The organism is Halodesulfovibrio oceani subsp. galateae (genome assembly GCF_055397225.1).
Genome location: NZ_AP042453.1, coordinates 1870016 through 1882795, shown reverse-complemented (window position 1 = coordinate 1882795; position 12780 = coordinate 1870016). Strand labels below are relative to the sequence as shown.

Genomic DNA, 12780 nt, shown 5'->3' with positions numbered 1-12780 from the left:
GTTACAATGCGTATTGCCAGTAGTATGTTATTCACTCAGTCCATTAATGGAATAAGCAGTTCAATGAGCGATATTCTTCGCTTGGGTGAACAGTCTGCAAGTCAGAAGCGTATTAACCGTCCTTCTGATGATCCAAGCGGCGCTGCTATGGTGCTCGACTTACAATCTCACATTAACTCATTAGCTCAGTATGATGAGAATATTCAAAGCGCGAAAGGCTGGCTTGATACTGCAAACGAACAGCTGGGCACTATCAGCAACACTATTATCCGTATGCAGGCACTGGCAAACCAGGGTTCAACCGGTACGGTTACAGATAAACAGCGTGATTTGATCGCAACAGAGCTCCGGGAACTTCAGGTTCAACTTGTTGGTCTTACCAATGGCGATTACGCAGGTAACTCATTATTTGCAGGTGCTGCGATCAATAAGCCAGCGTACGAAGTAGGTCTGGGGGCAACTGTTAAAAATGCTAACCAGACTCTTGTACACAGTATTAAGGGTGATGCTGAAAAAAGTGTCGCAATTAAATTTCCAGTGCCGACAGCGACTCAAAACGTCGGAGTAGCTCCTATCCCATTTAAGTTCTCAGAGGATGGCGGAACAACTTGGAAAGACGCAACGATTCCAGCAGGTGCAGGCACACTTTCAGTGCAGCTTGGCGGAGTCGAAGTAAACTTCGCATCAGGTGAACAGATTCAGCAGGATACCACTATGGTAATTAGACCAGCTGCAATCTATACAGGTTCAATTGATGGCGAAGCAAAGACCGCATATTACGGTGCAAACGCTGGACTTAATCCAGTAGCAAAAGGTGTGTTTAAAAGCCCGGTAGCCATCCGAATTGAAAATGATCCTTCAGTAAGTATCCCTGGAACTGTCCCAGCTCCGGTCCTACCTGCTCCGGCAATAGGCTCACTTGAATATTCCTATAGCCTTGATAACGGCGAATCTTGGATTAGAGCAGCAGCGTCATCAGATCAGTTTTTGAACATCCCCGGTGGACAGATTGATGTAGGTGGCATGGGTGCTTTACTTAAGGGTGAGCAGTTTCTTGTTAATCCAATCGACTCCGCTATTCGTGTAGAAATTAGTGAAGGCAATAGTGTTCAGGTCAACAGTGTAGGCTCAAACTTCTTTGGTGGAGTATATGCAGACAAAGCAACGGGTGCATCAGGACCTGTTAATGGACTTGATCCAGAAAAAAATATCTTTGAAGTTGTAGGAAATCTTATAGCTTCTTTAGAAATGGACGATCAGGAAGGTGTGAAGAAATGTTTAGGTAACCTTAAGCTCGCAAATGAGCATATTACTACCGAAACAGGCGTACTAGGTGGAAGACAAAACCGCTTAGAATTTGCGCTCGATGCACATGGCAAAAGCAAGATTTCCACAGCAGCACGGATTTCTGCTATTCAAGATGTTGATGTTACAAAAGTGACAACTGAATCTGACCGAGCAAAATATATTTATAAATCTGTTCTCTCAACGAGTGCAAAAGTTATGAATATGAGCCTGCTCGACTTTTTGAGGTAGGAGTGAGTCATGTCTGATTACTGGTCATCCAAAACGGTTTTTGCAGGTTGGGCAACAAAAACGGATTTTAACTCCATCATTGATGCGACAGTTAAAACAGAAAAATTTCGCTACAACCAGCTTTCGAAACAGGAAGCCGAAACAACTTTCAAAAAAGATCAAATTGAAGGGTTGAACCGCACCCTTGTAACCTACAAGAAACAACTCGAATCAATGGACACCATTGATGAGTTTCTTGTCAAAAAAGTTACTTCTTCTAAAACTGATATCGCAACTGCTACAGTTAAGGCAGGGGCTGAAGAAGGGGTACATTCCCTAAATGTAACAGAGCTTGCAGCAGTTGCTACTGTCACTTCCAATGACCTAGGTGATGTTGCGTATACCGCGGCTGATACGCCAATGACATTTAAGTATGACGGCACAGAGTATACTGTAAATGTTAAGTCTGGAATGACAACCAAAGAACTTGCCAATGCTATTTCTGTAGCTTCGGGCAACAAGGTTAAGACTTCAGTTGTAGATCTAGGGCATGATTCGAAGTTTAAACTTCAGATGCGGGGAATGGATTTAGGTGCTGGGCATAACATTGAGCTGTCACCAGAACTTAAGGCTGTGCTCCAAGGGCAGGCAGATCCGGCAACGCCTTTGCCTGGTGGGACTCCTGATGTAGTTCCTGCTGATTCTAAAAATGCAAAATTTACCCTTGATGGGATTGAGCTTCAGCGTGGCTCTAATTCAATTAGTGATGTAACAGAGGGTGTTACGTATAACTTGAATGCGGTTGGTGATAACGTAGTCCTGAAAGTTGATACAGATTTTGATGCTATTGTTAGTAATGTAGAAAAATTTGTTCAGCTTACAAATGAACTTCGTACTGGTTTTGATCTTGTTAAAAACTACAAGAACGAAGAATTAGACAAAAAAGGTGTGAAATACAGTTTAAAAGGTAATTCACAAATTAAATCAGTCGAAAATACACTAAAAAATATTTTAACCACTCAAGCTGATGGTTTTATTCAAGGTAATGGTGTGGGGAATGATCTCTATGCGACTTTAAGTACTCTTGGAATTAAAACCATAGCGCGCACAGATGATAAAAATTTAGGCAAGCTTGAGTTTGAAAAAACTGCTGCAGTAAACCAAGGCGGCACGCAAACGTTTATGGATCTTTTAAAGGCAGATCCAGAAGCAGTTGCAAATGTTTTTGCTGCAAGTGGACAGGGAGCCAGCAGTAACACCTCTGTGTTAGAATTTAATAACAGCATGTATGCATTAGGATTAACAACTGCAGGAAGTTATTCCATTGAATACGACGGTGGGGCATTACCGGCAACTGGAGATTCAAATACTATTACCATGAAGGTTAATGGGTTTGATCGAGAGGTTGGATATGATGCGACCAAGCAAATTGCAACAATCACGGAAGGTGACGCAAAAGGTTTGAGTTTTAAGGTTGTTGATACCTCTGCGGGAGTACATTCTGCAAGTGTTACGATTAAAGAAGGTAAAGTAAAAGAAACTATTAAGGCGCTAGACGATATTACAGCGGCTGGCACCGGAACCTTCAATGTAATGCTTAAAGGGTATAAGGATCAGATAGACCATCCTGTTTACGGTCTTAAAAAGAAGATGACGGATGAGTTGGCTCGCGTTGATGCCTTAGAAAAACGATTGATTGCACAGTATGCAAAGACTGAAAAGACTTTATCGCAATATCAAAATATCCAGAAGATGTTGGATTTCCAGTTGAAGAGCCAGATAGCTGATAAAGATTAGACGTACTCGAAGTACTCAAGGTGGTATCCAAAGGATGCCACCTTTTTTTTGAATAAGTTTGGCTGGTACACTAAATGATACAGGTAGCGATATGTGGTTTAGTACGAGGAACAGGTGGGCTTCGTCTCGATATCTATTCGTTTGCAGTTGGTCTGAACTGAATGACTAAATTGTGTATTGTCTTTGGTTATTGTGAAATCATGTCACATCTTGGTATTGTAGTGCTGACCCAGTGATCAGGTTTAGGTTGTTAATTTGTTTTTATTTGGTAACTGTTTTGAATAAGTGCTGATTCTCATGGTTAAGCGCATCGTATTTAAGTACAGATGGTTGAAGGGGATCATGGACGGTGGGCTTATAATTCTGACGTGTACTCAGTTAGTGGCATGCGTATTGTGCTAGATTAAATTGGAATACGTGTTGATTGTTTATATCCATGTTTCGTCGCTCTCCAGAGCTGTCTCTGTCGTCCACAAAACACAAAAGAAAACCCCTGCCTCGAATGAGGCAGGGGTAACTTGCGAGTAAGAGCTGATGTTCTTACTAACCGAGGAGTTTCTGAGCCATCTTAGGCAGGTTGTTTGCCTGAGAAAGCATGGAAATTGCTGCGTTAGCAAGAATCTGCTGCTTGTTGAATTCAGTCATTTCAGTTGCTACGTCTACGTCAGAGATACGGGATTCAGCAGCCTGAAGGTTTTCTTTCTGAATGGAGATATTCTCAATGGTAGCAGAAAGACGGTTCTGAGTTGCACCAAGGTCAGCACGAGTAGAGTCTTTCATTGAAATAGCTTTGTTGATGTTGTCAAGAGCCATTTTCGCAGAATCTTTTGAAAGAACGTCATCCTGTGCAGCTTCGCCTACACCGAGAGAGGTTGCGTCAGAACGACCAATTTCAGCACTGTAGTTGTCTGTTCCGGCGCTGCTAGAACCAAAGTGAATGTTGGTAGTAGTAGAAACTTTTGTTTCAACAGACATTTCAGCAGTTGCGTCAGTGGTAGTTGTTAATGCACCTGTGGCAACAGTAAAAGTGAGGACACCTGCTGTACCGTTAGAAATGGTGTCAACGCGCTTGTTTTCACCATCATTAATGGTGATACGCATATCATGACCAGCAGTGGTAACAACGTTTGCACCAAGAGCTTTCTGGGTCCAGGTTTTGCCACCATCAGCAGAAGTTTCAACAGTCAATGTGCCAGCATTTTTTGCAGCTAAATATTTTGCTGTAAGGTCAGCATTAGAAGCAACTGTGTTGCCACCAATTGCTGCATCAGTGTTTGCTGTGTCAACAACTACTTTTTTACCAACAGCATCAATTGCGGTGTCAGACTGAGTGTAAGACACTTTTTTGCCAATAGCGCCAGTGTAAGTTGTTTCAAGATCAAAACCAAAACGGTTGCTGTTTTTTACAACAATATCAGTGGCAGCAGTCATTGTTGCAGTGTGGTAGCTGCCTGTTTTGCTAATAGCTACGTCAGCTGCGGTCACATCAGCGTGACCTGTAATTGTGGAGAAGCTTCCTGCATCGCCATTAAGCAATTTTTTACCGTTGAAATCTGTATCTTCAGCGATACGAGTGATTTCTTTAGCCATTGCCTGATATTCCTGGTTGATCAGAGTGCGCTGATCAGCAGTGTATGTATCAGTAGATGCCTGTTCTGCAAGCTCTTTCATGCGGATAAGTTTGGAGTCGATAACGCCGAGTGCGCCGTCCGCAGTCTGGATCATGGAGATACCGTCGTTTGCGTTACGAACACCCTGACCGAGAGCTGCGATGTCTGCGCGCATAAGTTCGCGAATTGCGAGGCCAGCTGCATCGTCTGCTGCAGAGCTAACACGAAGACCGGAAGATAAACGCTGAGTGGAAGTGCTAAGTTTGCCGTAGTGACCCTGCAGGTTACGGGTAACGTTGTTCGCCATCAGGTTGTTGTTGATTGCTAATGCCATAATAACTTCCTCCGTGAAGATATTGAATAATGATTTGTAGTTGGCTCTCATCCATGAGTGCCGTGTTACATATCTAATCGTCTCCAGTGGAAAAAGGTTTACAAAATAAATAGATTTTTTTGCTTTTCTTATGCTTTTTTAAAGCTTAAAAAATAAACTCTTAATAATCAGCATGTTAATGGTGTGTGTTTAAAAGTAAAAAAGCTCCCATTTCTCTAAATGGGAGCTTTTAAAGCTTAATTATGTAGTAAGGAGAGATTAAAGTTCTTAATGGAACATTGCTGAACGAAGCTTTTGCAAGGCTGTGTGATGGATGCTTCGAACAGTCTGAGGATGAATATCAAGCTGCTTTGCTGCTTCTACTGCGGTGAGTCCTTCGCCGTATAAGCATTGGAGCACACTTTTTTGTCGAGTTGAAAGAATGTTGAGCGGCAATTCTGGCATATCCATAAGATCGCTCATGTCTGCTTTAATGTTCTCGTGTTCATCGAGGGTATCATATAAATAGGTTCGATCTGTTCGGATGAAATCAATAGCTGCACTTCTGGATACAACTGCGAGCCATGTCTTTAATGTTCCGCGAGAACTGTCCCAGTTTTCAAGTAGTTTGTATTCTGATTTGATAAGACGGAAAAATATATCCTGAACGACATCATCTGAAGCATCCTTTGCCACACCGTGGTGTGTAAGAGTCCATGTTACGGCATGGCGGATAATTGCACCAAATTCAGAAACAAAACGATTCCATGCGTTCTGATTACCTTCAATGCATAACGCAACAAGGTACTCATCTTTAGAGTTTGCTTTTGTAGGTGCTGGGCACTGAGCAGAAGTAATAGTGCGTTCTGTAGTAATAGTAGATTCCATGTAATCCTCCAAGTGTGTTCTTTCCTAAAGAAGACGGACGGAAAAAATTGCCACACAGTGAGGTAAAATTCCTATTTGCTATTACTAAAGCACGGACTATGCCAATAAGGTGTAACCTTTCGCTTTCCACTTTATTAATATTTCTTTAGAACGTGTACACGGCTATTGGCGGTACTTTTCAGCTATCTATATATAGTTGTTCTTAGTACGGGCTGGTTGGCACTAATTTTGTATTATCTATGTAAAGAAGACGGGCATCGGAAAAAAATGCCCACTAGGACATTATATGTATTCTCTGTTGTTAGTTGATTCAGATAAAGAAACGTGCGGTGCCTATGCAGCGGCACTGAGAGAAGAACGTTTCTCGTGTACAGTATGTGAGAGCGCGGCAGAAGTTGCTGCGTTAGAGCTTACTGGCGCGTATGATCTGCTGATAATGGAGATGAGTTTGCCGGATATGAATGGGTTTGATTTTCTAGCATCAATGCGGAGTCAGTCCCAAATTCCCATAGTAGCATTGTCATCCCGCCCAGATAACGTCGATAAGATCGTCGCGCTGGAGATGGGGGCAGATGATTACTTATTGAAGCCGATAGTAGAACGGGAATTAATTGCCCGTGTCCGAAGTATTCTGCGCAGAAGTCGTACAAATTATGTTGGTTCGGTTGTGCGTAGCCGTAATTACATGTTTGATGGTGTCGAGATTGATACCAGTGCAAGGCTTGTTCGCCGTAGCGGAGCAAGTCTTGGCCTAACGCATGTTGAATATGTTATTCTTGAAATGTTGATTGATGCTTCCGGTCAAACTGTTCCTCGCGACTTAATTTCTTTAAAAGCGCTGGGCAAAGAACTTGCGCCATATGACCGCAGTATTGATGTGCACATTAGCAAATTGCGAAAAAAGCTTGGAGACGTAGGCGACAGGACAGAGCGTATTGTAACTGTGCGCGGCGTCGGGTATTTTTATAGCATGCCATTGGAAGAGAAAACAGACGAATAAAGTTACAAAGAACAGGCGGATTATTTTTAGACTGAAGCCTGTATATATAATGTTACAATAATGCTTGTAAGCTGAGGATGCTCATCCTCAGCTTTTTTTTGTTTGAAAATATAGCGGAAAATTGGTGTGAAACAAGTAGTAAGGACAATATGTGCCAGACGTATTTAATTGTTTGTTACACTTTACCCACTTGATGTTTTCATAGGGAGCAAAAGTGGGTGATTGAAAAGTCAAACACCGTCAAAGCAGTATTGTTTGTATAAAAGTATATTATTGCTGACAAAATTATCTAAATTGTCTTGCAGTGAGCTGAAGCAGCATGTAACAGCCTAGGTAAGTATTTTGTACAATTTGTTCATGGTACTTTCCCCCTAGCTTTAAGGTTCCTCTCTTCTTGCTTTGGGTAAGTTGAGAGCTTGGTTTCATCGGTGGCAATGCCACCACAATCTACAGGTGCCGGTGCGGCAATGCCAAAGAAGAATAAAGGCCAAACTTTTGTGTGTGTGTACCCGGATTGGTGTAAAGGATGTGGCTTATGTGTCGCATTTTGTCCGGGGAAGGTTCTTCAACTTAATGCGCTAGGTAAAGCCGAGGTGGTTCGACCGGAAGAGTGTATTAACTGTGGTTTTTGTGAACTTCACTGTCCGGATTTTGCGATTGCGGTCAGACCGAATGTTTCTAGAAACGGTGTGCATTGTAGAACTAGCTGTGAGCCGGGTGAAACTGGCGGTGCTGGTAAAACAAGCGAACCTTGCGAATTGGGCAAATCGGGCGAATCAGACTTAACTCCTCAAAAAACAGTTGCAGAGGGCTAGATATGGCTCACAGAAGGCGTAGGAAAAGAAAAGAGTTATTTGCTCAGGGCAACGAGGCCGTTGCTCAGGGAGCACTATTGGCCGGGTGCACGTTTTATGCGGGGTACCCTATAACACCATCTACAGAGATCATGGAGATTATGGCGCAACGCCTGCCACGTACTGAAGATGGTGTTTTTTTACAAATGGAAGATGAAATCGCCAGTATGGGTGCAGCCATAGGTGCCTCGTTAACTGGTCGTAAGGCAATGACTGCTACTTCCGGCCCGGGGTTTTCACTTAAGCAGGAACTCATCGGGTACGCCTGTATGGTGGAAGCACCGCTTGTTATTGTAAACGTAATGCGCGGTGGCCCAAGTACCGGCTTGCCGACATCACCAGCACAGGGTGATGTACAGATGGCACGCTGGGGAACGCATGGCGACCACCCGATTATCGTGCTATCCGCATCCACTGTTCAAGAATGTCTGGAAATGACTGTTGTTGCGTTCAATATGGCAGAAAAGTACCGCACTCCGGTAATTTTGTTGATCGATGAAGTGACGGCTCATACCAGAGAAAAAATTACTATACCTTTCGAAGATGAACTGGAAGTTCTGTCACGTATGCAGCCTGCAGTACCACCTGAATGGTTCAAGCCGTATGCAGAAGCAGCTCGCGGTGTTCCTGCAATGGCTCCGATCGGGCAGGGGTATCGATGCCATGTTACAGGGCTTACTCATGACCAGATGGGATATCCGACCTCACGACCGGACGAGGTCAACGAGTTTATGACTCGATTGTTCCGGAAAATCGATAATTACTACCATGATGTTGTACTGGTAGACGAATACTGTCTTGAAGATGCTGATTATGCAGTTATTGCATATGGCTGTGTTGCCCGTTCTGCCCACCATGCAGTGGATCAGGCTCGGGAACGCGGGCATAAAGTCGGGTTGCTGACTTTGAAAACTTTATTCCCGTTTGCACGTCCGGCTGTAGAAAAATTATGTATGCAGTGTGAGCATCTCCTTGTGCCGGAAATGAATATGGGACAAATGTCCCGCGAGGTGAAGCGTGTGAATAACGGGCGTTCCCGTATCCGCACTTTGAACCGTGTGGATGGGCAGATTATTACTCCGTCTGAAATCCTCAAAGCTATACTGTAGGTGTGACATGTCTGACGTTACAAAACTTATCCACGAATATCTGCGGCATAATAAAAAGTTCCCGCATGTGTTCTGCGCTGGGTGCGGGCATGGTATCGTTCTGGGCTCTCTTGTGCGTAGTGTTCATGCCTTACAGCTTCAAAAAGACAACGTAGTTCTTGTTGCCGGTATTGGTTGTTCCGGTCGTATGGCAGTATATGTTGATTTCAACACAGTACATACTGCACACGGTAGAGCACTGACCTTTGCTACCGGTATCAAAATGGCGAATCCAGAGCTTAATGTGATCTGTGTGATGGGTGATGGAGATGCACTGTCTATTGGCGGTAACCATCTTATTCACGCAGCACGCAGAAACATTGGCGTTACTGCACTCATTTTGAATAACCAGATTTATGGAATGACTGGCGGGCAGTGTTCGCCAGCGACTCCGCAGGGTGATTTGTCGATGACATCACCATATGGCTCGCTGGAACAGCCTTTTGATACTGTAGAATTAGCAAAAGCAGCTGGCGCAAACTTTGTGGCACGTAGTACCTCTTTCCATGCAAATCAACTCGATAAATTAATGCAACAGGCGATTATGCATCCGGGATTCTCTGTTCTGGAAGCTCTGTCACCATGCCCGACACAGTACGGTCGTAAAAATAAATTCCGCCATGTTGTTGATATGTACAACTGGTTGAAGAAGAACACCGTTAAGGTTGAGAACCGTAAAGAAGGTGATACTAGAATCCCTACGGGAATTTTCCAGAATCTCGATAGGCCGGGGCTTGAAGATCGCTATGATGAAATGCGCAAGTCCTTGCAGGCAGAGGAGTAAGTCACATGAAAGAGCTACAGCAGATAGAGCGTTTTGAGATTCGTCTGTCTGGCACTGGTGGGCAGGGGCTTATCACGCTCGGCCGTGTGCTTGGTCATTCCTTAGCGCTGGGGCATGGGTACAATGTTACGCAAACACAAAGTTATGGGCCGGAAGCCCGAGGCGGTTCAAGCAGGGCGGATGTTGTAATAAGCAGCTCCGCGATTAGTTTTCCTAAAACGGAAAATCTTGATTTGCTTGTGGCGTTGTCACAGCCAGCTTGTAATGCGTACTATCGTTCCCTTAAACGTGGTGGCGTGTTATTAGTTGATTCAGAACTTGTACAGCATGCACCGACAAACCAGTTTGTTGGTCTCCCCTTTACAAAGTTGGCCAAAGAAAAAATTGGCAATGAATTAACATTAAATACAATAGTTCTTGGTGCAGTAACGCATTTACTTTCGTTTGCAGAACCGAGAATTATTCGCAAGTCTTTGGAAGAAACATTGCCACCAAAGATTCAAGCGTTAAACATTAAGGCATTCAATCTAGGACTGCGTGAGGCTAAGCGTCATTTGGGCGAAGCGCCTGAAATCTGGCAGTCAGCAGCAGAAAACGGTGCTGAGGAAGAGATGGAAGGATTTGAGGATTAGGTTCTTCTATTTCCTTGCACCGAAGCCGATAGCGTAGTACGCCAAGCTCAATATTTCTAGATTGCGAGGAGTAGCATGAGCAGTACAATTGAAGAACTCACTATTAATTATGAAGAGGGTGGTCTCCTTGTTGTAAAAGAACTCGATAAAGAAGTTCTTACAAAAGGCGCATGGACTACCATCATTTTCCGTTACCAGCAGTGGGACAATAAAAAAGATGACTATGGGCCGGAGAAATACATGATCCGTCGTTACCGTAAAATGAACGGCGAATATCGTGCTCAGTCCAAGTTTAATATCTCAAGTCCTGATCAGGCTAGAAAGATTATTGCGACATTGACCAAATGGGTTGATGACGTAGAATAGTTTCTAGTATTATCGGATAACTAGTTGTAAATAAAAAACTCCTGCAGATTATAAATCTGCAGGAGTTTTTTATTTACATTGAATTTGCCTTGGATTTATGAAAAAAAAAGGTTGCTTAGAAAAATGAATAGTAATTCATAGAATGAATGAGGAATGTATGAGTACCACGCCGTTGTCCCGTAAAGAACGGGAGAGAGAACAGCATAGAAAGGAAATTATGGATGCCGCAATGCGTTTGTTTGCAGAGCATGGGTATCATTCAGTTTCTATGCAGGAAATAGCTTCAGAGGCAGAATTTGCCACTGGCACGCTGTATAAATTTTTCTCAAGTAAACGAGAATTATTTAGAGAAATTATGATCGGCGTAGTTGAGGATATATCAAGCGAATTGCGTCCTGTTTTTCAAAGTGACGCAGACCCGCTGACTATCATCGGAACTTTTTTTCAGGTAAGACGCGCAGCTTTTAGAAAACGGTACGAATACATCAAGTTGTACAACATCGTCGGAAATGGATTTGGTTCCTCTGGAGATGACGTTGTTGATGCCATGATTGCTGAACGGCAAAAGATGGCTGAAAAGAATTTAATAATCCAGTTTACCCGTGGGATAGAGTCAGGGCTGTTTAAGCCGGTAAACGTAGAGGTTCTTGCTCGATTGTTCCTCGATTTTTGCCAGACTATTGTTCGAAGCGAGGCTACAAGAGGTGAGTTTGATGATGAGACGATTGCCTCCATTAATGATCTGTTTCTAAATGGTATATTAGCTGAGTAGGTGTTAACATGCTTCGGAAAATTGTGATTATTGCTTTGTGTCTTGTGCCGCTGTTAACTGGCTGTGAAGAAAAAAAAGTTACAGAAGTCATTCGCCCCGTAAAAGCAATGAAGGTAGCGCCAGCTGATCTGGTCTCCACCCGTGTTTTTCCGGGTAAGGTTGAGGCTACTTCAGAGGTGGCACTGGCTTTTCGTGTGAGTGGTCAGCTTACAAATTACCCAATTGTTATGGGGCAGTTTGTAAAAAAAGACAGCCTGATTGCTGCTCTTGATACTGTAGATTACAAAATTCAGGTTCGCGGGCTTGAGGCGCAGTTGTTCGGTGCTCAGGCTGCTCTGACAGAAGCTAAGCTGAGCTACTCACGCTACAGCACACTTGTCGCAGACGATAATGCAGCAAGGGCGTCTTTTGATCAGGCAGAAGCCGCATATAAGAGCGCACAGGCAAAAGTGAAGTCACTGACCGAAAAGCTTAACAAAGCAACAATTGATCTGGATTATGCATCACTTGAAGCTCCATTTAGTGGATACATTTCAGCGAAATATATGGATAACTACCAAACCATCCAAGCTGGACAGCCAGTCGTGAAATTGCAGGACATTGAGAATCTTGAAGTAACCATCGGACTTCCTGATAATCTCGTTATCCGTCAAAAAGAACTCCAGAATATCACGGTAGAACTTGAAGCGTTTCCGGGTAAACACATAGCAGCTAAGGTCAAAGAGCTTGCGTTTGATGCAGAACCCGAAACTCGCACATATCCATTAACTGTTCAATTTGAGCGCCCTAAAGATATAAGCTTTTTGCCGGGAATGGCTGCGAACGTTACACTACATTTCGCTGAAACAGGAGTAACCGTTCATTACATTCTGCCGGAAACAGCAGTTGTGGCAAATGCTGAAGGTCAGTCTGCTGTCTGGGTATTTGACTCTTCGACCTCTTCGGTTGAACGCCGTTCAGTCACCACTGGACAGGTTTATTCCAATGGTATTGAAGTGACTGCTGGTCTTCAAAAAGATGAGTGGGTTGTTACTGCGGGAGCGCACTATTTGTCTGCTGGTCAGAAAGTGCGCCTGCTTAGTTCCGGTAAGTAGGTGGTCG

At 43.6% G+C, this 12780-nt stretch carries 12 protein-coding genes and 1 pseudogene; 10 read left to right on the top strand and 3 right to left on the bottom strand.

The genetic code is table 11. From position 1 onward, the window contains the following. Positions 1–6: 6 nt before the first annotated feature. Positions 7–1536 carry a flagellin N-terminal helical domain-containing protein gene (locus ACZ5V1_RS08345; protein WP_464391462.1) on the top strand — a complete coding sequence of 510 codons (1530 nt, stop codon included), beginning with the start codon at positions 7–9 and terminating at the stop codon, positions 1534–1536. A 9-nt stretch (positions 1537–1545) separates the two neighbouring features. Further along, positions 1546–3312 (top strand): flagellar filament capping protein FliD, encoded by a 1767-nt coding sequence (gene fliD / locus ACZ5V1_RS08340; RefSeq protein ID WP_464391461.1) that lies wholly within the window; start codon positions 1546–1548, stop codon positions 3310–3312. Positions 3313–3855: 543 nt separating this feature from the next. On the opposite strand, the gene ACZ5V1_RS08335 is transcribed toward fliD, so the two are convergent. The 3 genes and pseudogenes from ACZ5V1_RS08335 to ACZ5V1_RS08325 form a co-directional block, all read right to left on the bottom strand. After that, on the bottom strand, positions 3856–4092 hold the full coding sequence (locus ACZ5V1_RS08335) for a flagellin (RefSeq protein ID WP_464391613.1): 237 nt from the start codon (positions 4090–4092) through the stop codon (positions 3856–3858). A 732-nt stretch (positions 4093–4824) separates the two neighbouring features. Next, a pseudogene (locus ACZ5V1_RS08330) lies at positions 4825–5256 on the bottom strand (flagellin N-terminal helical domain-containing protein); the annotation flags it as partial. A gap of 267 nt (positions 5257–5523) precedes the next feature. Continuing rightward, a complete protein-coding gene (locus ACZ5V1_RS08325; protein ID WP_464391460.1) occupies positions 5524–6123 on the bottom strand; it encodes an RNA polymerase sigma factor in 600 nt (199 codons plus the stop codon). Between the two features lie 286 nt (positions 6124–6409). On the opposite strand from ACZ5V1_RS08325, the gene ACZ5V1_RS08320 reads away from it, so the two are divergent. From ACZ5V1_RS08320 to ACZ5V1_RS08285, 8 genes are all read left to right on the top strand, one after another. After that, positions 6410–7123, top strand: coding sequence for a response regulator transcription factor (locus ACZ5V1_RS08320; protein WP_464391459.1), 714 nt, complete (start codon positions 6410–6412; stop codon positions 7121–7123). Positions 7124–7590: 467 nt separating this feature from the next. Next, complete coding sequence (locus ACZ5V1_RS08315; protein WP_464391612.1) at positions 7591–7938, top strand: 4Fe-4S dicluster domain-containing protein; 348 nt, start codon at positions 7591–7593, stop codon at positions 7936–7938. Positions 7939–7940: 2 nt separating this feature from the next. Continuing rightward, a complete protein-coding gene (locus ACZ5V1_RS08310; protein WP_160714485.1) occupies positions 7941–9086 on the top strand; it encodes a 2-oxoacid:acceptor oxidoreductase subunit alpha in 1146 nt (381 codons plus the stop codon). Between the two features lie 7 nt (positions 9087–9093). Further along, positions 9094–9909 carry a 2-oxoacid:ferredoxin oxidoreductase subunit beta gene (locus tag ACZ5V1_RS08305; RefSeq protein ID WP_464391458.1) on the top strand — a complete coding sequence of 272 codons (816 nt, stop codon included), beginning with the start codon at positions 9094–9096 and terminating at the stop codon, positions 9907–9909. A gap of 5 nt (positions 9910–9914) precedes the next feature. Continuing rightward, positions 9915–10541: a 2-oxoacid:acceptor oxidoreductase family protein gene (locus tag ACZ5V1_RS08300; protein WP_464391457.1), complete on the top strand. Its 627-nt coding sequence runs from the start codon at positions 9915–9917 to the stop codon at positions 10539–10541. A 75-nt stretch (positions 10542–10616) separates the two neighbouring features. After that, complete coding sequence (locus ACZ5V1_RS08295; protein WP_290925335.1) at positions 10617–10907, top strand: hypothetical protein; 291 nt, start codon at positions 10617–10619, stop codon at positions 10905–10907. A gap of 157 nt (positions 10908–11064) precedes the next feature. Then, entirely contained in the window at positions 11065–11679 is a 615-nt protein-coding gene (locus ACZ5V1_RS08290; protein ID WP_464391456.1) for a TetR/AcrR family transcriptional regulator, read from the top strand. A gap of 8 nt (positions 11680–11687) precedes the next feature. Next, entirely contained in the window at positions 11688–12773 is a 1086-nt protein-coding gene (locus ACZ5V1_RS08285) for an efflux RND transporter periplasmic adaptor subunit (RefSeq protein ID WP_464391455.1), read from the top strand. Positions 12774–12780: the final 7 nt, after the last annotated feature.

Coding starts and splice junctions, on each gene's coding strand:
- ACZ5V1_RS08345 (WP_464391462.1), top strand. CDS start 7: ATGCGTATTGCCAGTAGTATGTTATTCACTCAGTCCATTAATGGAATA.
- fliD (WP_464391461.1), top strand. CDS start 1,546: ATGTCTGATTACTGGTCATCCAAAACGGTTTTTGCAGGTTGGGCAACA.
- ACZ5V1_RS08335 (WP_464391613.1), bottom strand. CDS start 4,092: ATGAAAGACTCTACTCGTGCTGACCTTGGTGCAACTCAGAACCGTCTT.
- ACZ5V1_RS08325 (WP_464391460.1), bottom strand. CDS start 6,123: ATGGAATCTACTATTACTACAGAACGCACTATTACTTCTGCTCAGTGC.
- ACZ5V1_RS08320 (WP_464391459.1), top strand. CDS start 6,410: ATGTATTCTCTGTTGTTAGTTGATTCAGATAAAGAAACGTGCGGTGCC.
- ACZ5V1_RS08315 (WP_464391612.1), top strand. CDS start 7,591: ATGCCAAAGAAGAATAAAGGCCAAACTTTTGTGTGTGTGTACCCGGAT.
- ACZ5V1_RS08310 (WP_160714485.1), top strand. CDS start 7,941: ATGGCTCACAGAAGGCGTAGGAAAAGAAAAGAGTTATTTGCTCAGGGC.
- ACZ5V1_RS08305 (WP_464391458.1), top strand. CDS start 9,094: ATGTCTGACGTTACAAAACTTATCCACGAATATCTGCGGCATAATAAA.
- ACZ5V1_RS08300 (WP_464391457.1), top strand. CDS start 9,915: ATGAAAGAGCTACAGCAGATAGAGCGTTTTGAGATTCGTCTGTCTGGC.
- ACZ5V1_RS08295 (WP_290925335.1), top strand. CDS start 10,617: ATGAGCAGTACAATTGAAGAACTCACTATTAATTATGAAGAGGGTGGT.
- ACZ5V1_RS08290 (WP_464391456.1), top strand. CDS start 11,065: ATGAGTACCACGCCGTTGTCCCGTAAAGAACGGGAGAGAGAACAGCAT.
- ACZ5V1_RS08285 (WP_464391455.1), top strand. CDS start 11,688: ATGCTTCGGAAAATTGTGATTATTGCTTTGTGTCTTGTGCCGCTGTTA.